This is a genomic window from Streptomyces sp. NPDC052496, assembly GCF_040679095.1.
In the GTDB taxonomy this organism is placed as follows: Bacteria; Actinomycetota; Actinomycetes; order Streptomycetales; family Streptomycetaceae; genus Streptomyces.
Genome location: NZ_JBFAUH010000001.1, coordinates 105,661 through 126,764, shown reverse-complemented (window position 1 = coordinate 126,764; position 21,104 = coordinate 105,661). Strand labels below are relative to the sequence as shown.

Below are 21,104 nucleotides of genomic sequence, written 5' to 3'. Positions count from 1 at the left end.
ATCCCGGGCCGTGCCCGGTCTCCGGGCTGTCTTCGGATCCCGGGCCGTGCCCGGCTTCCGGGCTGTCTTCGGATCCCGGGCCGTGCCCGGCCCCCGGGCCGCCTCCGGCCCCCCAGCCATCTCCGTCTCCCGGTTCGCCCCCGGCCCCCGGCGACCAGGACGTGGCCGCGAGGGACCGGGCGAAGAGGGTGCCCAGGCGGGCGCCTGCCTCGTCGTCCAGGAGGGCGTGTGACCAGCGCAGTGCGAGCTGGACGCGGCCCCCGACGGAGACCGTGGTGACGGTCAGGCCGCGCGGCATACGGGCCGGGGCCGAGAACCACACGGCGGTGGGGCGCCCCGCGTCCCCGAAGTCGAGCGGGTAGGGGATGCGCCCGATGTTGGACAGCAGCGTGGTGGACGCCAGTGGCGCGGCGGCGGTGCGCAGCGCCCGCGCGAGGACGCCGCGCGCGCCGGCCGGCAGCACGGGCGCGGTCAGCAGCGAGGCGCCGAGCCCGAGTTGGGAGCCCGGCGCGGCCTTCAGGGACCGGGTGCGGGCGGCGGTGCTCCGCAGCAGCCGGGCGACCGCCGCCGGATCGGGCGGGTCGGCCGTGAGGAGCGCCGCGTCCCGTTGTTCCTCCGGGCCGAAGCCGACGGAGACCAGCCGGGTGCCGTTGCCGATGGGCATGTCCGTACCGCGCGGCCGGTCGTCGACCGGCATGGTGACGACGACGGGCGCGGACGGACGCCCGTGCAGGTGGTTCCAGCGGGCCACCATCAGGCAGGTGGCGACCAGGAGCTGATCGTTGACGGTGAACGCGGCGACGCCGTCGGTGCGGGGCGGCCGGGCCGGCACGGGCAGCTCGGTGATCAGCATCCCGTTGCCCTGGCTGCCCCGGCTGTCCCGGCTGTCCTGGCCGTCCCGGCTGCCCCAGCTGTCCCGTCTGCCCCGGCCGCCCCGGCCCTTCGCACCGTACTGCCCGCGTTCGGCGGCGATCCGTACCGGCCGGGCCAGGCGGTGCCCGCCGAGCGGCGGTGCGACCGGCGGTCCGTCGCTCGCGGCGGTCCCGGCCGCGCGCACGGGCGGTGGCGCCGGAGCGTTGTCGGCGCCACCGTAGAGCTGCGCGGCGGTGGCCAGCACCCGCAGGCAGGCCGGGCCGTCCAGCGCGGTGTGGTTGATGGTGACGAGCAGAACCGTTCCGCCACCGCCACTGCCACCGCCGTCGCCCCCGGCCGCCCCGTGCTCGACGACCTCCAGCCGCACCGGCGGCGTGGCGTCCAGTGGCGGGCAGTCGGACAGGGCGCGTTCCCGGGCCCGTTCCAGGGCGTCCGGCCCCGGCGGCGGGTAGACGACCGGGTCCACGTCCGGTACGCCGGTCAGTTCCCACACGTACCGCCGCTGCCACCAGCGGTGCGGGGCCTGGCGCATCAGGATGCGCGGATGCCGGCACAGCGCTTCCCGGAACGCCGCCCGCAGCCGGCCGGGGTCCGGCCGCCCGGGCAGGTGCACTTCGATGTGCACGGTTTCCGGTTCGTCGTCCGTGAGGCAGTGCCGGGTGATCTCGTCGACCACCGGGAACGGGATCCGCCGTACGGTCCGGTCCGCCGCGCCGGGCGCCCCGTTCCCGGCCGGTCCCCGCCGTGCCGGCTGCAGTGCGGTCATCGAGGGGGTTCCTCCCCGCTCCGGCCCGGCGAAGTGCCGTCCGGTGGCGTGTCGTCGGGTGGCGTGTCGTCGGATTGGGTGTCGTCGGGTCGCGTGTCGTGGTGCGGTGTGCCGTCGGATGTCCTGCCGGTCGGCGGGGTGCCGTACGGAGGCGTGCTGTGAGGCGGCGTCTCGTGCGGAGGCGCGCCGCGCGAAGACGTCCCGTAAGGAGGCACGCCGTGCGGAGACGTCCCGTGAGGAGGCGTGCCGTACGGAAGCGTGTCGTCGGATGACGCGTTCCCCGGCGGCGCGCTCTCAGGCCGCGTGCTGCCCGGCGGCGCTTCCTCCCGTGCCGCAGCGCGCCGTCGTCGGCGCCGTGGCAGCGGCGGTGCCGGTGCCCCGGACGCCGCCGCACCCGAGGCGGCCTCCCCGGAGCCCGCACCCTCACCGGCCGCCGTCCCCACTGCCGCCCGCGGCTCGCCACGAGGCCCCGATCCCGCCTCCACCCGTGCCCCCCGCCGCAGCCCCCCGCCCGGCACCGTGACCACCGCCGCCGCCAACGCCAGCAGGGCCAGTGCCTGTGCCGTGGGGCTGAAGGCCCCGGCGTCGTCGGCGGCCGGTTCGCCCGCGCCGAGAGCCGCCGTGATGCCGGCGCCCAGCATGGCCAGCAGCGCGACCGGGACCAGGAGTCCCGGCCGGAGCCGGGCCGCCAGTGCGAGCAGCGGCACGATCACGGCGTACGGCCCGGCGGCCAGCGCCACCACCGCCGTGAGGGCGACGACGCCCAGCACCCAGGAGGGCGCGGGCGGGGTCTGCGGTTCCGGCCGGGTGCGCGGCGTGCGGCGTACCAGGGCGGAGCCGATGAGTACGGCGATGCCGAGCGCGCCGCCGAGCAGCCCGAGGTCGTACGTGGTGGACGGCGCGTACGACAGCTTCACCAGCCCGCCCTTGCCCGCCGGGACCAGGAAGCCCTGCTGCCAGCCGTCGAGCCGGACCGGCGACAGTTCGCGCCCGTCGAGCGTCGCGCGCCAGCCGTCGTTGGCGTTCTCGTACATCTGGAGGTACGCGGCGGCGCCGCTGCCCACCCGCACCGACCGCTGGTCGCCCGCCCAGTCCTCGGCCGTCACCGGCCGCCGCTCGCTCGCGGGCGCGGGGGCGCTGCCCCGGGTGAGGGTGAGGTCCGTCAGGGCGAGCGGGCCCTGGTCACCGGCCTCGACCTGGTGCTGCCCGGCGGGGAGTTCGAGGCGGCCGTCGCTTGCTTCGCCCGCGCACGGTGCGACCGTGACGGGCCGGCGCTCGGTGAGGTCGCGGACGTACCCGGAGGCCTTGGTGGCGTGCAGGGTGCCGTCCACGGCCAGCGGCGGGCCCTGGCCGCACGCCAGCGAGAACCGGTCGGCTGCCGACGGCGGCGGGGTGCGCAACGCGTCCAGTGCCGGGATGTAGACCTCGCTCAGGCCGACGGGCAGTTGCAGGGCCTGGTCGGCGACCGGGTTGTGGACGGTGAGTTCCTTGACCTTGCTGATGGTGATGTCGAGGCGGTCGGTGGTGATGGGGTCGAAACGGGCCTGGCCGTTCTCGTCGACGCCGGCGGTGGCGGCCCCGTCGGGGGAGTTGACCAGGATCTGTTCGGGCCGGGTGGAGAGGCCGCCGGCCGCGGCCAGCACGATCTGGTCGACGGTGCGCTTGCCGGGCCAGCGCAGGTGCAGCGTCGGCCGGTCGCCCGCGATCCAGGCGGTGGTGAGGTCGCCGTCGACGAGGTTGCGGGGGCTGAGTGAGGGGCCGGAGCCGAAGGCGGTCGAGTCGGCCGTGGCGGTGATGCGGTCCTTCTTGCCGGGGGCCACGCGGTCCAGCAGCTGGTCGAGTTCCGGCCCGGGTACGGCCACTGCCCGGCCGCTGACCTGGTACGACGCGCTCGTGCCCGTACGGAACTGCCGGTGCAGCCCCGTCTCGGCGGAAACCGGTGACAGGCCGCCGGGGTCGCTGCCGCGGTGCAGGGAGTACGTGGCGGACGGCGCCGTGGACTTCTCGGCGTCCGCCGGGAGTTGCAGCAGCCGGGTGACCTGCACGCCGGGTACGGACACCTCGGAGAAGCCGGCGCCGGACAGCCCGGCGCGCGGTGTCTGCGCCCCGGTGATGGTGATCTTCAGCCATTTCGCGGTCCCGGCCGGTGCCCTGACCTGCTGCTTCTGGCCGTTGGTCAGCAGCTGACCGGTCACGCTGCCCCGGTCGGTCTGGACGCGTACGGCGGTGGGCGCCGCCCGCGTCCCGTCACCGGGCAGCGGCGTCAGACCGATCGTGGGCGGTATGACAGTGGGCCGGGTGAAACCGATCCGCAGCCACTGGCCGACCGGTTCGCCCGCGCTGCCCTCGGCCCAGCCGGTGCCCGGATCGCCGTCGAAGGCGTGCACCGGGTCGTACTGCGGCAGGTGGAAGAGCCAGTTGCCGCTGCTGGAGGCGGTGACGGAGGAGGCGCCGCGCAGCACCCCGGTGGTCTGGTGCGCGATGCCCTCGGTGGGCAGGATCTGCCGGGGTTCGCGCCCGGCGTCCTGGACGCTGTCCGGGTGATTCCGCTCGCCGGGCGTGTACGTGTACGAGGTGTTGGAGTTGACCAGTCCGAACCGGGTGTCGGCACGGCGCAGCCCGTCGCCGGTCAGCTGGAGCGGCGGGGTGCCGACGCCCGGGTGGTTGTCGCCGGTCAGCACGGCCGGGCGGTGGCGCAGCGTGGGATCGGCGGACAGCGGGAGCAGCGCCTCCGGCCCTCCGCTGACCTGCGCGGTGTCCGCCACCGGCAGGGCGGTGACCGGTCCGGGCCGCGGGGTGTCCACCGGTTCGTAGATGTCCACCGACCGCTGGCGCGGGTACAGGCCCTGGATCTGCACCGGAGTGTCGGGGGCGATCTTCCCGTCCGTGGTCAGCGGCCCGAAGGCGGCGACCCGGCGGTAACCGGACGCCTCCAGGGTGCGCTTGACGGTCTGCGTCGGCACGTATCCGATCTGGTCCGGGTCCAGGTCGTTGCGTACGACGACGTCGTACAGGCCCGCCCGCCCCAGGAAGTCCCGCAGCCCCGGCACCTCGGAGCCGGACAGCAGCGCCTGCTCGACGGCGTCCATGGCGCGCCGTACGCCCGGTGTCCCGAACGGCACGTAGTCCCGCTGGGCCCAGCGGGAGCGGGCGAGCACGTCGAGCGGCTGGTCGATGGGGGAGCCCCAGGTGTAAATGCCGTGCGCGGTGGCGGGGACGACGAGGGCGCGGTTGTCGGGGGTGTTCTCCGCCAGCCAGTCGGCGGTCCGCTCCCAGGCGGACGGCAGCTTCTTGAAGGCGCCGGGCTGGAGGACGGTGCCGTTGAGGTACGGCAGGGCGAGCGCGGGGACCGTCAGCAGCGCGGCGATCAGCGGGATGTGGCGGCGCCCGGGGATGCGCCGGGTGCCGCGCCGCTCACCGGCCACCCCGAGGAGGTGCGCGAGACCGAACGCGAGCGCCAGGGCCAGGCCCGGCTCGAACTTGTAGATGTTGCGGAACGGCCGCAGCCAGCCGTTCAGCCAGTCCTGCCACAGCCCGTGGAACGGGCCGCCCAGCGAACCGGCGTACCCCGTCAGACAGATACCGGCCACCACCAGCACGGTCAGCAGCAGCCAGCGCCGCTCCGGCACGTCCCGGCGGGCCAGTCCGGCCAGGCCCAGCGCGGCGGCCAGCGCCGAACCGAGGATCGCCGCGGCGCCCGCCGCCATGGTCCAGCCGGCCGGCAGCCAGGGTTCGCCGAAGTTGAGGTAGCCGGTCCAGTTGCCGGCGCCGCGCAGCAGTTCGGTGGCCGACATGGTGCCGGTCGTGGTGTTCGCCTGCTCGATGTACGGCATGAAGTCCTCGCCGTACACGCCGAGGAGCAGCAGCGGCACGGCCCACCACGCGGTCGCCAGGACGACGCCCGGAAGCCACCAGAGCAGCAGTGATCTGCGCCGGGGGCCGGTACGCGTCAGCACGTACAGGAGCGCGGGCAGCAGCGACGCCAGGGTCGAGGCCGCGTTGACGCCGCCCATGAAGGGAATGATCAGCGCGGAGCGGGTGGCGGCCAGGCGCGGCGTGACGCGGTGGTCGGTGAGCGGCAGCAGCACCCAGGGGAGCAGCGCGCCGGGCAGGGCCGCGGCGGAGGTGGAGCCGACGACCATGGTGAACGTCGGCCACAGCGCGTACGCGACGGCGGCGAGCAGCCGGGCCGGCGGGGAGCCGACGCGCAGCCGCTCGGCCAGCCGCAGCGCGCCCCAGAAGGCGGCCGTGACGATCAGCGACATCCACAGCCGCTCGGCGAGCCACACCGGCAGGTGCACGAGGTCCGTCAGGGCGTAGTACGGCAGGGACGGGAACGCGTAGCCGACGTACTGGTCCGTGATGCCGCCGAAGCCCGCCCGGTCGTGCCACAGCTGTCCCAGGTCGCTCAGGAACCGCCAGGGGTCGGTCGTCACCCCCAGCTTCGTCTCGAACGTCATCTTCCCGGAGGACGGCGCGAGGAACAGGACGAAGGTGACGGCCCAGAACGCCAGTAGCCAGCGGCGGGACCGTGGCGGCCCGGGCGGCGGCGCGCCCGGCGCGGCCGCCGGGGTGCCGCCGGCGTCCGGCGATCCCGGTGAGCTGGAGACGAGCGTCTGGGTCATGGCAACCGCCGCAGGATGAGGAGGAGGTTCCAGGTGGCTACTTCGCGTACGCCCGGCAGGCGCGGGATCGTTTCGGCGAGGAACGGCGCGTACCGGGAACGGGCCGTCACGATCCACACGTCGTCCCGCGCCCTGATCTGGCGCAGCGTCCGGCCGATGTGCAGCGGGAAGAGGTTCTCGCCCAGGGTGTGCTTGGCGGCCCGGCCGGTACGCCGCCGGTAGCGCTCGCGGGCCCGCCGGGCGCCCAGGTAGTGCCACGGCGCCGTCTCGTGCCCGCCCCAGGGAGAGAGCCAGTTGGTGAACGAGAGGTAGATCAGTCCGCCCGGCCGGGTGACCCGCACCAGCTCGCTGAGGAAGGTCTGCGGGTCGGCCACGTGCTCCAGGACGTTGGAGGAGAAGCAGATGTCGGCCGTACCGTCGGCCAGCGGCAGCAGATAGCCGTCGGCGAGCACCGCGCCGCTCGGCGCCCGGCCGCGCGCGGCCAGTTCCCGCAGGTCGGGCTCGAAGAGGTAGCCGTGCGCGCCGCGGCGCCGGAACTCCTCGGTGAAGTGCCCGCTGCCACCGCCGATGTCCGCGACGACCCGGCCCTTCAGCGGCTCGTACCGTTCGATCTGGTCGGCGGCGTCCCGCGCGAGCAGGCCGTAACAGCGCTCGGGGTCGCGCTGCTCGCGCAGGAACGCGCGGAAGAGGGTGAGAGATCTGCGCAGGGAAGGATCCCGCACGTCAGCATCACCGCCCGGCGGGGAGGTCGAGGTGCGCCTCGGCGTACGACTCGGCCGCCACGGCCCGGAAGCTGCGGACCGTGCCGCTCCAGCGGAACCGCGCGGCGCGCTGCGCGGCGGCGGCGCCCAGCGCCTGGCGCCGCGGACGGCTGAGCGCCAGCGTGCACCAGTGCGCGGCGAAGGAACTCTCGCCGCGGGCCAGCAGCCCGGTCACCCCGTCGTCGACCGAGTCGCGCAAGCCGGGGATGTCGAACCCGACGGCCGGGGTGTGCCGGGCGGCGGCCTCCATGACGACCAGGCCCCAGCCCTCGACCAGCGACGGGTGCAGCAGCAGCCAGGCGCGGCACAGGAGTTCGTGCTTGTCCTGCTCGCTGATCCGGCCGGTGAAGTGGACGTCCGGGCCCGCCATGGCCGTCAGCCGGTCGCGCTCGGGACCGTCGCCGACGATCACCAGTCGGCCGCCGGTGACCGGCCGTACCCGCTCCCACAGGCGCAGCAGCAGATCGACGCGCTTGTACTCGACCAGCCGGCCCATGGCCAGGAACAGCGGTTCCGGCGACTCGGGCAGCAGCGGCCCCGGCTCCTCCACCCCGTTGTGCACCAGCCGGATGCGCTCCCGCTCCACCCCGAGCCCGCGCAGCGCGGCGGCGGTCGAGCCGGACACGGCGACCATGAGGTTGCCGCGGTGGGTGCCCGCCAGCGCCCAGTGCTCCAGCCGGCGGCCGAGCCGGGCGGCGGGCGCCGGGTAGCGCATCCCCCACAGGTCCGTGTGGACGTGGTTGACCAGGCAGAGCGTGGGCCCGGTGTGCCACAGGGGAGCCAGGTACGGCATGCCGTTGCACACCTCGACCAGCAGGTCGCACGCGCCGACCCGGCGGCTGAACTGCCGCCGTACGCGCAGGAAGTGCCCGGCGTCGCCGCCCGCGGACACCACCCGGTAGCCGCGGTCGGCGGCGGGCCCGCCGCACAGCAGCGTGACCTCGTGGCCGTACGCGGTCAGCCCCTCGGCGATCCGGTCGACGAGCAGCTCGGAGCCGCCGGCGGCGGGGTTGCCCAGGTCGCGGCGGGCGAGGAAGACGATGCGGCGGGGGAGCGGGGGTGCTGCGGGCGAGGTCTGGCGTGCGGGCGGTGCCTGGTGTGCGGGCGGTGCGGGCGGTGTCTGGCGTGCGGGTGCTGCGGCGGACATGGACGGTCGTACGTGCTGGGGCATGAGCGCTCCAACTCGTCTCAGGGTGCGGTACCAGTGGTGTGGGGGGACGTACTGCGTACTGAGTCGTGCGGACCTGCCGGCCTGGGGCTTGCGGACGGGGACGGACGGGCGGGGGCGGACGGGGACAGGTGCGGGAACGGGGACGCGGGTGGGTGAGCTGGATAGTTTTCGCCGCCCTGTTCGATGCGGCTACTCACCGGCGTGACAATTTCCGCCCCGACTCGGCCTGACGCCTCATCACTTCGCGCAGGATCAGCTGAACCGCCGCCTCCCGCGTATCACCAGCACCACCCCGAAAGCAGTCAATCCGCCGCCCGCCACGGCCGCCGTGAGCGGCGCCGTCTCGCCGACCGTCTTCAGCCTGGTGCTGTCCGCGTCCGCCAGCGCCACCTGCCCCCGCTGGGTGGCGGGCGTGAATTCGAGCCCCGACCCGCGCAGCAGGGTCACCGCGTCGGTCCGCGCCCCGGGCGCCCGCAGCGTCTTGTGCGGCGAGATCGACGCGTTGATGATCCGGCCGGTACGCGGCTCGACGACCAGCTCGATCCCGCTGTTCGCGTACCACTCCTCGGCCTGCACCTGGCCCTGCGCCGGCCGCCCGACCAGCCGCCCCGGCACCTGCCGGCTGCCCGTCCTGGTGGGCTCGACGGTGCCCGTGAAGCGGTAGCCCTCGTAGCCCTGTACGCGCTTGGTGCCGGCGAAGCGGAGCGGGACCGCGGCGCCGAGGGTGTTGTCCCACCAGCGGTAGGTCCGGCGCTGCACGTCGAAGGGGAACTTCAGGTACGCGTCGCCTTCGAAGCGGGTCGGCGCCTCCTTGCAGCAGTGCACCGGCGCGTTGGTGCGCCGGTCGGTGACCCACCGCTCCAGCGTCCACTGGAACGCCCTGCGCGGATCCTTCAGCTCCAGCGTCACCGGGGTGTCGACGGTCGTGGACACGTCCCACACGGCGTTGCCGCTGCGCTCGCTCTCCGCCACGTTCCCCAGCACGTGCCGGGTGATGGTGATCTTCTGCCGGTTCCTCGTACGCAGCGTCCCGGTGTCGAAGTAGCTGCCGGTGCCGGTGAAGACGGTGGTCACATCGACGTCCACCGGGGTGCGCTGGGCGCGCGGCGCGACGTACCAGGCGAGCATCGGGGCGAGCACCAGGAGGAAGACGCCGAGTCCCAGCAGGACCAGGGAAAAGGGTGAGGCGGTCTTACGCATACGAGCACTCCTGAGGGCGGCGGGGGCAGTGCACGTGCGGCGTGGCGGTGGTCCGGGTGAACGGGCGGGAACCGTAGGCGAATGCTTGACATGCCGTCAATGCCCCCACACACTCGGCAAGCACCGCGGCCGACGCGGTCCGGCACCCGGCCGGCGCGGTACGGCACCGCGGCCGCCGCCGGGCGGTCCCGCGTGCGCCCGAGGCCGTCCGCGGACCGGGCCCGGCCGGGCCGGTGCGCTGCGCAACCCTCGACGTACCTGCCACCGAAGGGGCCCGCCGCGCCATGCACAGACTGCTCGCCGCCGTACTGACCTCGCTGGCCGGTGCCGCCCTCGCCGTCGGTGCCGCCCTCGGCATCGTCGCCGCCCTCGATGCCACCCCCGAACAGCCGAACGTGCCCCTGGTGACCTTCGACCGGACGCCTTAGGGGGCGCAGGCGTGGTGGAGACCGCCCGCTCGGCCTGGCGTGACGTACCCCCGGCGCAGGTACGGGAGTTCGCCGCCCGCGCCCTCGACGAGGTGCCGGCACTGGCCCGGCGCATCCTGGCGGAGATCCGCCGCGAGTACCCGCAACTGCCGCTCGCCCTCGACGAGTACGGTGAACCGCGCGCCCTGACCGGCATCCGGCAGTCCCTGGAACACTTCGTCGAGCACCTGTCCGCCGGCCTGGACCGCCCGCACGCCCACCCGCGCATCTTCCAGGAGTTCGGCCGCGGCGCGGGCATCCAGGGCCGCAGCCTGGACGCCCTCCAGGCGATCTACCGGCTGGGCGTACGGCTGGCCTGGCGGCGGCTGGCCGAGATCGGCCAGCAGGTGGCGATCCCGGCCCCGGCCATGTACGAACTGGCCGAATCCGGCTTCGAGTACCTGGACGGGCTGGTCGCCGAGTCCGTACGCGGCTTCGCCGAGGCCGCGGCGCGCCAGGCGGGCGAGCGGCTGCGGCACCAGCGGCGCCTCATGGAGCAGCTGTTCGCGGCCGGGGCACGGGCCCACACCGCGCCCGCGCTCACCGACCGCGCCGCACGGATCGGCTGGACGCTGCCCGAGCGCGTCGCCGTTGCCGTCCTGCTGCGCCCGGCCCGCGAGTCCGTCGCCCCGGCCGTCGGTACGGACGTCCTCCTGGACATGGAGTGCGAGCGGCCCCGCATGGTGGTGCCCGAACCGGACGCCGCCGGGCGCCGGGAACTGCTCCAGCGCGCCACGGCGGGCTGGTCGGGTGCGCTCGGCCCGGCCGTGCCCCTGGCGCACGCGGCGAAGTCGCTGCGCTGGGCGGGCGCCGCGGTCGACCTGATGGAGCGCGGCCTGCTGCCCTCCGGGCAGCTGCTGCACTGCACCGACCACACCGAGGCGCTGGTCCTGCTGCCGCCCGAGGAGCTGATCGAGGACCTGACCCGGCGGCGCCTGGAACCCCTGGCGCACTGCGGCCCCACCCACGGGCGCCGGCTGGCCGAAACCCTCCTCGCCTGGCTGGAGACGCGCGGCGGCGCTCCCGAGGTGGCCGCCCGGCTCGGCGTCCACCCGCAGACCGTCCGCTACCGGCTGCGCCAGATACGGGAACTGTGGGGCGACGAGGTGGACGATCCGGACCGCCGCTTCGAACTGGAACTGGTGCTGCGGGCCCGGCGGCTGCGGGGGGAACTCAGTGTGCGGGGCGGTTCTGCCGGCTCTCGATGAAGACCTCGTAGCCGTCGAGCAGCCGGGTCATACCGAACTCGAACATCGCGTCGAGCTGCAGCGTCCCCGCATCGTCCGCGTCGTTGATCCCCGCGTACATCGGGAACGAACCGGACTTGAGGATGCGTTCGTACTCCGGCTCCAGCGACGCCATCCACTGCTCCTGGTCCATGCCGGTGTGCTGCTCGGCCTCCAGGTCCTCCTCCAGGGAGGCCGCCGTGCCGCGGACGTGGTTGAGCAGCGTCAGGGCCAGCCGCAGCTTGGTCAGCGGGTCGCACCACGTCACCGCGCCCACGGTCCACTCGATGACGGCCATCGCGTGCGGCATCGGCTGCGGTCGGGTCAACGACAGGTACTGGGCCACCCACGGGTGCCGCTGGTACAGCTTCCACTGGAGGCGGGCTCCGGCCTCCATCCGTGCGCGCCAGTGCCGGGGCGCCGGGTCGGGCAGTTCGATCTCGGCGAAGGTGGAGTCCGCCATCAATAGGACCAGTTCCTCCTTGTTCGTCACATGACGGTAGAGCGCCATCGAGGACGCGCCGAACTCGGCGGCCACCCGGCGCATCGACAGCGCGCGCAGCCCTTCGGCGTCGGCGATCCGGACACCGGCCCGTACGATGCGGTCGCGGCTGAGGGCGGGCGGCTGGGCGGGGCCGGGGGCCTGGAGGGTGTCGGGGGTCTGGCCGTGGCCGGGCGGGAAGGGCTGACGGCCGCCACGGGAACCAGCGTTGCCGCGCGGCCGGGCCGCGGGCTCCCCGCCCGTGCGGGCCCCGGTGTCCGCGACCACCGTGCCCACCCCCGGCACGGCCCGGACCAGCCCCTCCTGGCGCAGCGTCGTGAGGACCTTGGTCGCGGTCGCCATCGCCACCCCCCATTCCTGGGTGATCCGCCGCGTCGAGGGCACGCGGTCGCCCGCGGCCAGCTCTCCCGCGTCGATACGCCGCCGGATCTCCGCGACGATCCGGCGGTACGGCGGGACGGGTGAACGCTCCATGGCGGCGGCCTCCGGACTCTGCGTACTAGTGCACCAGGGCCTGTGAGGGTAGCAAAGGCGGCGACGGCACCGGTGGGAGCGCCCTAGGTGCACTAGTGTGATGTACCTCCAACATCCTTGCAGGGTCTGAGGTTTGCACTGTACGCGCGCCCTGTCTACCTTCCTGGCTATGACGTTTACTCCGTACGCACCACCTCCGCGCGCCGGACGCCGCGAGTGGACCGCGCTGGTCGTGCTCCTACTGCCCTGCCTGCTGGTCTCGATGGACGTCTCGGTGCTCTACTTCGCCGTACCGTTCCTCTCCGCGGAACTCGCCCCGAGCGGCGTCGAACAGTTGTGGATCCTCGATGTCTACGGCTTCGTGCTGGCCGGGCTCCTGATCACCATGGGCGCGCTCGGCGACCGGATCGGCCGCCGCAGGCTGCTGCTCGGCGGCGCCGTCCTGTTCGGCATCGCCTCGGCCCTGGCCGCGTACGCGCAGAGCCCCGGGATGCTCATCGCCGCCCGCGCGGTGCTCGGCATCGGCGGTGCCACCCTCATGCCGTCCACCCTGGCGCTGATCCGCAACCTCTTCCACGACGCCGGGCAGCGCGGCAGGGCCGTCGCGATCTGGTCCGGCGGCATGATGGGCGGGATCGCGGTCGGGCCGGTGCTCAGCGGTGTCCTGCTGGAGCACTTCTGGTGGGGCTCGGTGTTCCTGATCAACGCGCCGGCGATGGTGCTGCTGCTCGTGGCCGGGCCGCTGCTGCTCCCGGAGTTCAGGAATCCGGCGGCCGGCCGCTTCGACCTGCCGGGCTCGCTGCTCTCGCTGGCCGCGATGTTGCCGGTCGTCTACGGGATCAAGGAGATGGCCCGCAACGGCATCGAGGTGCCGTCCGCACTGGCCGTCGTGGCCGGGCTGCTGGCCGCCGCCGCGTTCGTACGCCGCCAGCGCACCGCCCGGCACCCCATGCTGGACCTCGAACTCTTCCGCCACCGGGGCTACTCGGGCTCCGTCCTGATGAATCTGCTCGCGATGTTCGCGCTGGTCGGCAGCGCGGTCTTCTTCACCCAGTACCTCCAGTCCGTACGCGGCATGAGCCCGCTGGAGGCGGCCCTGTGGAACGTGGTGCCGACCCTCGCGGTCGGCGGCATGGCCCCGGTCGCCACCGACCTCGCACAGCGCATGGACCGGGCCTTCGTCATCGCCGGCGGCTTCCTGGCCGCCGCCGGCGGGTTCCTGTGGGTGTCCCGTACGGCGGCGGACACCCCCCTGTGGGTCGTGCTCCTCGGTGCCAGTGTCTACGCGGCGGGGCTGGTCATGGTGATGTCGCTCGGCACCGAACTGGCGCTCGGCGTCGCTCCGCCGCAGCGTGCGGGCTCGGCCTCCGCGCTCCTGGAGTCCGGCTCCGAACTGGGCGGCGCCCTGGGCCTGGCACTCCTGGGCACCCTCGGCAGCACCGTCTACCGGGGCGACATCGACGGCGCCGTACCCGGCGGGCTGCCCGCCGGCGCGGCGGACACCGTACGGGAGACCCTGGCCGGAGCTGCGGCAGTCGCGGGAGAACTGCCGGGCCGGGCGGGGGAGGCGCTGCTGGCGGCGGCCCGTACGGCGTTCCTCGGCGGTCTGCACGCGGCGATGCTCGGCTCGGCGGCCGTGATGGTCCTGGGCGCGCTGCTGGCGGCGGCACTGCTCAGGGGCGTACGGAAACAGCCCGCCGACGCCGGGGGAGAGGGCGGTCGGCAGTCCGTCACCGGGGGCCTCGCCGATGCGCCTGCCCCCGGGAACGGCCCCGCAGGGGCCGCAGGGGGCCCAGAGGCGCCCGTCACCCGAAGCTGACCCGCTCCAGCCAGAAGTCCAGCAGGTCCGCGTCCCCGGCGATCTCGATGCCGGGGTGGCGGGCGGGCAGCCGCCGGTAGACGACCAGCAGCAGGTCGGTCAGCGAGCCGGATATGGTGACGGCGGCCTGCTCGCCGCGCGGCACGCGGCGCCAGGTGATCGACTCGCCGGTGAGGTCGACCAGCCGGTCGGAGTCCGGTCCCGGCGCCGTACCGGTGGCCCGGAAGCGCAGGGTGCGCCCGGGACCGAGCAGTTCCCGCAGCTCCGGCCGGTGGTCGAGCAGCTGCGGCTGCGAGCCCAGCTCCAGCCACTCCTCGAAGCAGTCGGCGGCGGTCTCCTGGCCGAGGGTGAACGGCGCGCCCTCGGCCAGGAAGGCGTCGGCGCGGTGGATCACCGTCTCGTCGGCCATCCGGCGGGCGAAGAACGCGGCCGCCGGACCCAGCTGGGCGAGGGGCACCCAGGCTTCCGCTCCGGGTCCTGCCGTCCGCAGGGTCTCCGCCAGCAGCGCGGCACCCTCGCCCAGCCAGCCGTCGAGCACGGCCGGGTCCTCGTCGGCGTACGGCGACAGGTCGCGGAAGTGCCCGTCGGGCGGGGGCACTTCCGCACCCGTACGCACGACCTCCTCGGCCCAGCGGTGCGCGCCGCCCAGGTGGCGCAGCAACTGGCCGACGTTCCAGCCCGGACAGGTGGGCACCGGCGTGCGCAGGTGGTCCGCGGCCCGCACGAGGGATCTCAACAGGTCGGTCTGCTCGACGATTTCGGAGCAGTGGCGGTCGTACGTCGAAGCGCTCATGACGTCACGGTAGGTCCCGCCACTGACAACCGGCCCTGCGTCAGCTGAAGTCCAGGTCGCCGGTCCGCGTCCGCTTCAGCTCGAAGAACTTGTCGTAACCGGCGAGCAGCCGGGCGCCGTCGAAGACCCGCACCGCGTCCTCGCCGCGCGGGATCGCCGTCAGCACCGGGCCGAAGAAGGCGACGCCGTCGATGTGGAGGGTGGGCGTGCCGACCTCCTCGCCGACCGGGTCCATGCCCTCGTGGTGGCTCTTGCGCAGTGCGTCGTCGTACTCGGTGCTGTCGGCGGCGCCGGCCAGTTCCGCGGGGAGCCCGGCCTCGGCGAGCGCCTCCTCGATGACGGTGGCGTAATCGTCCCGGCCGCCGTTGTGCAGCCGCGTGCCCAGCGCGGTGTACAGGTCGCGCAGGACGCCCTCACCGTGCTTCTGGGCGGCGGCGATGCACACCCGCACCGGGCCCCAGCCCTTGGCCAGCAGCTCCTGGTACTGCTCCGGCAGCCCGTCGCGGCCCTCGTTGAGGACGGACAGGCTCATCACGCGGAAGCGCAGGTCGATGTCGCGGTGGGCCTCCACCTCCAGGATCCAGCGCGAGGTGATCCAGGCGAACGGGCAGAGGGGATCGAAGTAGAAGTCGACCGTATGACGGGTGGTGTTCGGGGAAGACGCGTTCTGAACAGTCATGACGCCACGATAGTTCGATGCGGAACTTTCGGCCGGGAGTTCAGTCCGCGGCTTCCGGAGGGGGTGCGTCCGGTGGGGCGCGCCGGTCCTACTCCGGCGCCATGCCCAGCATCCGCTGGAGCAGCTCCTTGAGCAGCGTGCGCTCCGCGACGGACAGCCCGCCGAGCGGCTCGCGCGCGAAGTCCAGAGAGTCCCGCAGCTGTGCGGCCGTCGACCGCCCCGCCTCCGTGGGGGCGGCCAGCTTGACCCGGCGGTCGGCCGGGTCCGGGCGGCGCTCGACCAGGCCGCGGGACTCCAGCCGGTCCACGATCCCGGTCACGTTGGACGGCTCGCACTTGAGGCTGCGGGCTATCCGGCGCATCGGCATCGGCTCACGGGCGAGCAGGCCGAGGACGCGTGCCTGGGCGCCGGTGAGGGAGTGCTCGGCCGCCGCGTGCTCGTACTCCTCGTGATAACGGGCCACGACGGTGCCGATCAGCTCGACGACCTCGACGGTCAGGTGGTCGGTGCGAGGTGTCATGACACCAGGGTACCGAATTGCTTGACAACATGAAATATCTAGGAGCATTGTTGTTTCAGCACCTGAAGTATTCCGAGGAGGAGCAGCCCATGTCCGCACAGCCCACGTCCGGCCGCGAATGGCACCTGGTCGCCCGCCCGCACGGCTGGCCGAAGCCGGAGGACTTCGCGCTGCGCGAGGCCGAGGTGGGGGAGCCCGGCGAGGGGCAGCTCCTCGTGCGCAACCTCTACTTCTCCGTCGACCCGTACATGCGCGGCCGGATGAACGACGTGAAGTCCTACACCCCGCCCTTCAAGCTGGACGAGCCGATGGAGGGCGGCGCGGTCGGCGAGGTCATCGCCTCCAACGCGGACGGCTTCGCGGTGGGCGACCACGTCCTGCACTTCAAGGGCTGGCGCGAGTACGCCGTGGTGGACGCCACCAAGATCGCCAAGGTGGACGGCTCGCTGGCACCGCTCTCCGCCTACCTGGGCGTGCTCGGCATGCCGGGCCTGACGGCCTACGCGGGCCTGCTGGAGGTCGCCTCCTTCAAGGAGGGCGACGCCGTCTTCGTGTCCGGCGCGGCCGGCGCGGTCGGCAGCGAGGTCGGCCAGATCGCCAAGCTCAAGGGCGCCTCGCGGGTCATCGGCAGCGCGGGCTCCGACGAGAAGGTCAAGCTCCTGACGGAGGAGTACGGCTTCGACGCCGCCTTCAACTACAAGTCCGACCGCTCCGTCAAGGAGCAGCTCCGTGACGCCGCCCCCGACGGCATCGACGTGTACTTCGACAACGTCGGCGGCGACCACCTCGAAGCCGCCCTCGACTCGCTGAACGTGCACGGCCGGGTCGCCGTCTGCGGCATGATCTCGCAGTACAACGCCACCGAGCCGACCCCCGCGCCGCGCAACCTCGCGCAGGTCATCGGCAAGCGGCTGCGCATCCAGGGCCTGCTCGTCGCCGACCACAGCCACCTCCAGGAACAGTTCGTCTCCGAGGTGTCGGCCTGGGTGCGTTCGGGTGAGCTGAAGTTCAGCGAGACCAAGATCTCCGGCATCGAGAACGGGTTCGAGGCGTTTCTCGGCCTGCTGCGCGGCGACAACACCGGCAAGATGATCGTCGATCTCACGGACTGACCACCGGCGGAGCCGGTCCCGCCGGGCCACTAGGCTCGGCCCGAGCCGTCGCGATCGTGGGCGCGAGTCGCGGCGAACCACAGGAGGATAGCTATGTCCATCCAGCCCGTTGACGTCGTCTACACCGCCGTCGCCACCGCTGAGAACGGCCGGGACGGCCGCGTCGCCAGCGACGACGGCAAGCTGGACGTCGTCGTCAACCCGCCGAAGGAGCAGGGCGGCAGCGGCGCCGGCACCAACCCCGAGCAGCTCTTCGCGGCCGGCTACAGCGCCTGCTTCCAGGGCGCCCTCAGCGTCGTCGCCCGCCAGGAGAAGGCGGACGTCTCCGGCTCCCGGGTGACCGCCAAGGTCGGCATCGGCAAGACCCCGTCCGGCGGCTTCGGCCTCACCGTCGAGATCTCCGCCACCATCCCGAACGTGGACGAGGTCACCGCCAAGGACCTGGTCGAGAAGGCCCACCAGGTGTGCCCGTACTCGAACGCCACCCGCGGCAACATCGACGTCAAGCTCAGCGTGAACTGACGCCCGCGCGATGCTCCGCGCCGAGGGCCGCACTCCTGAAGGGGGTGTGGCCCTCGGGTGTTGGTGGGGGTGGGGGCGCTGGAGTTCACCGGGAGGGCACTGGGGTTCGTTGTCAGGTTCGCGCCACATGGCGCGGAGGGGCCGGGCGAAGCGCCCCCGCCGCCCCCCGCTTGCCGTCTGCCGCTTCCCGCGCCTCCCGTGCCCCGGCTGCCGCTTTCCGCTCGGTGGTCGCCGTCTCCCGCGGCCCGTGTTGCTTTCCGCTCGGTGGTCGCCGTCTCCCGCGGCCCGGCTGTCGCTTTCCGCTCGGTGGTCGCGGCCTCCGGTGCCTCGGCTGTCGCTTTCCGCTCGGTGGTCGCCGCCTCCCGCAGCCCGTGTGTTGCCCTCCGCTCGGCCGTCGCCACCTCCCGCAGCCCGAGTGTCGCTCTCCATCGGCGGTCGCCACCTCCTGCAACTTCGCCTGCAACTTCGCCCGCAGCTTCGCCTGTGACGCAGGCCACTCGTACGGCATCTTGACGGCATGGGCGTGTAATCGATTGCGTAAGCCCACACGAAATCGATTACACGCCGATGTGCGATCGAGACGCCATGCGCCGCGGTGTCCTCGACCTGCCTGCGCGGACCCGCACGGAAGGGCTGGGGCAGCATGGCGAAGATCAAGGATGTGGCCGCGCGGGCCGGGGTGTCCGTGGCGACCGTCTCGCGGGTGCTCAACGGGCGCAGCCCGGTCGCCGAGACGCGGGAGCGGGTGCTCGCCGCCGTCGAGGAGCTGGGGTACCGGCCCAACAACGTCGCCCGCGCCCTGCGTACCGCCCGTACCGGCACGCTCGGCCTGGTCATCAGCGACCTGACCAACCCGTTCTTCACCGAGCTGGCCGACGCCGTCGAGGACGCGGCGCGCGGCCTCGGCTACAGCCTGATCATCGGCAACGCCGCCGAACGCACCGGCCAGCAGGACGATTACATCCGTACGCTGCTGGACCGCCGTATCGACGGCCTGCTGGTCAGCTCGGCCGGTACCGGTTCCGCGATGCTGCGCGAGGTGGTCGACTCCGGCACGCCGCTGGTGCTGCTGGACCGGATCGTGCCCGGCATCGACGCGCCGTGCGTACGGGCCGACGGCGCCGCGGCGCTCACCGAGCTGGCCGCGCACCTCGCCGCCCTCGGCCGGCGGCGCCCCGCCGTCATCGTCGCCCCGGCCGGCACACCGACCGGCGACGAGCGGCTGGAACTCTTCCGTACGGCCCTGGCCGCGCACGGCATAGCGCTGCCGGACGAGTGCGTCGGCTCCACGCCCGACCTCCAGCACACCGGTGGCCGCCAGGTGATGCGCCGTTTCCTGGACCTGCCCGAGCCGCCCGACGCCGTACTGGCCACCGACAACCTGATGGCGCTCGGCGCGATGGACGAGATCCGCGCGCGCGGGCTGCGGGTGCCGGACGACGTGGCACTGGTCGTGTACGACGACGTGCCGTGGTTCGCACACACCGACCCGCCGCTCACCGCCATCGCGCAGCCCACCCGCGAGCTGGGCCGGGCCGCCCTGCACACCCTGCTGGAACGGATCGAGGGGCGCGCGCCCGGCTCCGTACTGCTGCCGGCCCGCCTCGTCACCCGCCGCTCCTGCGGCGAACCGGGCATCGCCCGAGAGGACACCCAAGAGGAGGAGGGCAGCGCATGACCGACGTCAACGACGACGTTCGGGACGACGCACCGGCCGGCCGCGAACTGCTGCGCATGGAGGGGGTGACGAAGTCGTTCCCCGGTGTGCGCGCGCTGGACGGCGTGGACCTGAGCCTGCGCGCGGGCGAGGTGCACGTCCTGCTCGGCGAGAACGGCGCGGGCAAGAGCACCCTGATCAAAATGCTCTCCGGCGCCCACCGGCCGGACGCCGGCCGCATCCTCGCGGCTCCTGCCCCGAGCAGCATCGGCCCGAGCGGCACCGGCCCGAGCGGCACCGGCCAGAGGGATACCGGCCGAAGCCGCACCGGCTCCAGCGCCACCGCCCCGAGCAGCACCGGCTCAGTCAAGGGCGGACCGGCCGTCAGCAGCCCGGCCGGCACCGGACCGGCCGTGACCAGCCCGACCGCCGACGGCCCTGACGGCAGCCCCGACGGCAGCCCCGACGGCAGCCCCGACACCGACCCCCCGCCCGCCGCCCTCCACGAAGTGCACATCCGCTCCGCGCAGGACGCCGAACGGCTCGGTATCGCCACCATCCACCAGGAGTTCAACCTCGTCCCCGGCCTGACCGTCGCCGAGAACATCTTCCTCGGCCGGCCGCCGCGCACCGCGCTCCGCCTGATCGACAAGAAGACCATGCGGGCCCGCGCCGCCGAACTGCTGCGCCGGGTACGCCTGGACGTCTCCCCGGACACCCCGGTCGCCGAACTGGGCATCGCCCGCCTCCAGATGGTGGAGATAGCCAAGGCGCTGAGCCTGCGCGCCCGCGTCCTGATCATGGATGAGCCGACCGCCGTGCTGACCTCCGAGGAGGTCGAGACCCTCTTCGCCATCGTGCGCGCACTGCGCGCCGAAGGGGTGGGGATCATTTTCATCACCCACCACCTGGAGGAGATCGGCGCCCTCGGCGACCGCGTCACCGTGCTGCGCGACGGCCGCTCGGTCGCCGAGGTGCCCGCCGGTACGGACGAGGACGAGCTGATCCGCCTGATGGTGGGCCGGGACATCGCCGAGCAGTACCCGCGGCAGCGCCCGGAGGAGCCCGGCGCGCCCCTGCTGCGCGTCCGCGGCCTGACCCGGCACGGTCCTGGCGGCAGCCCCGTCTTCGAGGACATCGGCTTCGAGGTGCGGGCCGGCGAGGTCGTCGGCCTCGCGGGCCTGGTCGGCGCGGGCCGTACCGAGGTCGCCCGGGCGGTCTTCGGCGTGGACCGGTACGACGCCGGGACCGTCGAGGTCGACGGGCGGGTCCTGGCCCCCGGCGACGTACGGGCCGCGATGCGCGCCGGGCTCGGCCTGGTCCCCGAGGACCGTAAGGGCCAGGGGCTGGTGCTGGACGCCTCGCTCCAGGACAACCTGACGCTGGCCCGGCTGGACCGGGACACCCGCGGCGGCCTGGTCGACCGGCGCGGCCAGCGGCGGGCGGCGGCCGGCGTGGCCGCGCAGCTGAAGGTGCGGATGAGCGGCCTGGGACAGCCCGCGCGCACCCTCTCCGGCGGCAACCAGCAGAAGGTCGTCATCGGCAAGTGGCTGCTGGCCGACACCCGGCTGCTGATCCTGGACGAGCCGACGCGCGGCATCGACGTGGGCGCCAAGGTCGAGATCTACCAGCTGGTCAACGAGCTGACGGCAGCCGGCCGCGCGGTGCTGATGATCTCCAGCGACCTGCCCGAGGTGCTCGGCATGAGCGACCGGGTGCTGGTCATGGCGCAGGGCCGGCTCGCCGGTGAACTCTCCGGCGACGCGGCGACGCAGGACGCGGTGATGGAACTGGCGGTACGGCCCCCCGAGGGCGCGTCCGGACCGCACCGGGCGGCACCGGACGGAAAGTCACCGCACCACTCGACGAACGAGAACGTGAGGGAGGGCTCCGATGTCCGCTGAGGTGAAGACGGGCGCGGCCGCCGAGGCGGTCGG

At 73.7% G+C, this 21,104-nt stretch carries 16 protein-coding genes; 7 read left to right on the top strand and 9 right to left on the bottom strand.

Features of this window, described 5'->3' with window-relative positions; genetic code table 11:
- The 5 genes from AB0L45_RS00665 to AB0L45_RS00645 form a co-directional block, all read right to left on the bottom strand.
- Nucleotides 1-1,639: hypothetical protein (locus AB0L45_RS00665; RefSeq protein ID WP_365834632.1), on the bottom strand; the 1,639-nt coding region annotated here is incomplete at its 3' end.
- Nucleotides 1,636-6,264: an alpha-(1->3)-arabinofuranosyltransferase family protein gene (locus tag AB0L45_RS00660; protein WP_365834630.1), complete on the bottom strand. Its 4,629-nt coding sequence runs from the start codon at nucleotides 6,262-6,264 to the stop codon at nucleotides 1,636-1,638. The genes AB0L45_RS00660 and AB0L45_RS00665, both read right to left, overlap by 4 nt.
- The gene (locus AB0L45_RS00655; protein ID WP_365834628.1) at nucleotides 6,261-6,986 is read right to left on the bottom strand and encodes a class I SAM-dependent methyltransferase; all 726 of its coding nucleotides are present in this window, start codon (nucleotides 6,984-6,986) and stop codon (nucleotides 6,261-6,263) included. The genes AB0L45_RS00660 and AB0L45_RS00655 overlap by 4 nt, the downstream gene beginning before the upstream one ends.
- A 7-nt stretch (nucleotides 6,987-6,993) precedes the next feature.
- A complete protein-coding gene (locus AB0L45_RS00650) occupies nucleotides 6,994-8,196 on the bottom strand; it encodes a glycosyltransferase family 4 protein (RefSeq protein WP_365834626.1) in 1,203 nt (400 codons plus the stop codon).
- Between the two features lie 252 nt (nucleotides 8,197-8,448).
- A complete protein-coding gene (locus AB0L45_RS00645; protein WP_365834624.1) occupies nucleotides 8,449-9,396 on the bottom strand; it encodes a DUF3068 domain-containing protein in 948 nt (315 codons plus the stop codon).
- Nucleotides 9,397-9,680: 284 nt separating this feature from the next.
- On the opposite strand from AB0L45_RS00645, the gene AB0L45_RS00640 reads away from it, so the two are divergent.
- Complete coding sequence (locus AB0L45_RS00640) at nucleotides 9,681-9,824, top strand: hypothetical protein (protein ID WP_365834622.1); 144 nt, start codon at nucleotides 9,681-9,683, stop codon at nucleotides 9,822-9,824.
- An 11-nt stretch (nucleotides 9,825-9,835) separates the two neighbouring features.
- Entirely contained in the window at nucleotides 9,836-11,071 is a 1,236-nt protein-coding gene (locus AB0L45_RS00635; RefSeq protein WP_365834620.1) for a helix-turn-helix domain-containing protein, read from the top strand.
- Here AB0L45_RS00635 and AB0L45_RS00630 read toward each other — a convergent pair.
- Nucleotides 11,037-12,065: a GntR family transcriptional regulator gene (locus AB0L45_RS00630; RefSeq protein WP_365834618.1), complete on the bottom strand. Its 1,029-nt coding sequence runs from the start codon at nucleotides 12,063-12,065 to the stop codon at nucleotides 11,037-11,039. The genes AB0L45_RS00635 and AB0L45_RS00630 overlap by 35 nt on opposite strands.
- 169 nt (nucleotides 12,066-12,234) lie before the next feature.
- Here AB0L45_RS00630 and AB0L45_RS00625 point away from each other — a divergent pair, with 169 nt between their 5' ends.
- The gene (locus AB0L45_RS00625; protein WP_365834616.1) at nucleotides 12,235-13,884 is read left to right on the top strand and encodes an MFS transporter; all 1,650 of its coding nucleotides are present in this window, start codon (nucleotides 12,235-12,237) and stop codon (nucleotides 13,882-13,884) included.
- Here AB0L45_RS00625 and AB0L45_RS00620 read toward each other — a convergent pair.
- The 3 genes from AB0L45_RS00620 to AB0L45_RS00610 form a co-directional block, all read right to left on the bottom strand.
- A complete protein-coding gene (locus AB0L45_RS00620; protein ID WP_365834614.1) occupies nucleotides 13,871-14,677 on the bottom strand; it encodes a maleylpyruvate isomerase family mycothiol-dependent enzyme in 807 nt (268 codons plus the stop codon). The two genes, AB0L45_RS00625 and AB0L45_RS00620, sit on opposite strands and share 14 nt — an antisense overlap.
- Before the next feature lie 40 nt (nucleotides 14,678-14,717).
- Nucleotides 14,718-15,356: a disulfide bond formation protein DsbA gene (locus AB0L45_RS00615; RefSeq protein ID WP_365834612.1), complete on the bottom strand. Its 639-nt coding sequence runs from the start codon at nucleotides 15,354-15,356 to the stop codon at nucleotides 14,718-14,720.
- A gap of 88 nt (nucleotides 15,357-15,444) precedes the next feature.
- Complete coding sequence (locus AB0L45_RS00610) at nucleotides 15,445-15,876, bottom strand: MarR family transcriptional regulator (protein ID WP_365834610.1); 432 nt, start codon at nucleotides 15,874-15,876, stop codon at nucleotides 15,445-15,447.
- Between the two features lie 89 nt (nucleotides 15,877-15,965).
- Between AB0L45_RS00610 and AB0L45_RS00605 the strand changes: the two genes are divergently transcribed.
- The 4 genes from AB0L45_RS00605 to AB0L45_RS00590 all read left to right on the top strand — a co-directional run bounded on the left by AB0L45_RS00605 (nucleotide 15,966) and on the right by AB0L45_RS00590 (nucleotide 21,071).
- The gene (locus tag AB0L45_RS00605; protein ID WP_365834608.1) at nucleotides 15,966-16,988 is read left to right on the top strand and encodes an NADP-dependent oxidoreductase; all 1,023 of its coding nucleotides are present in this window, start codon (nucleotides 15,966-15,968) and stop codon (nucleotides 16,986-16,988) included.
- 93 nt (nucleotides 16,989-17,081) lie between these two features.
- The gene (locus tag AB0L45_RS00600) at nucleotides 17,082-17,510 is read left to right on the top strand and encodes an organic hydroperoxide resistance protein (protein ID WP_365834606.1); all 429 of its coding nucleotides are present in this window, start codon (nucleotides 17,082-17,084) and stop codon (nucleotides 17,508-17,510) included.
- A gap of 643 nt (nucleotides 17,511-18,153) precedes the next feature.
- A complete protein-coding gene (locus AB0L45_RS00595; RefSeq protein ID WP_365834604.1) occupies nucleotides 18,154-19,188 on the top strand; it encodes a LacI family DNA-binding transcriptional regulator in 1,035 nt (344 codons plus the stop codon).
- On the top strand, nucleotides 19,185-21,071 hold the full coding sequence (locus AB0L45_RS00590) for an ATP-binding cassette domain-containing protein (RefSeq protein ID WP_365834601.1): 1,887 nt from the start codon (nucleotides 19,185-19,187) through the stop codon (nucleotides 21,069-21,071). Before AB0L45_RS00595 ends, AB0L45_RS00590 begins: the two co-directional genes overlap by 4 nt.
- Nucleotides 21,072-21,104: the final 33 nt, after the last annotated feature.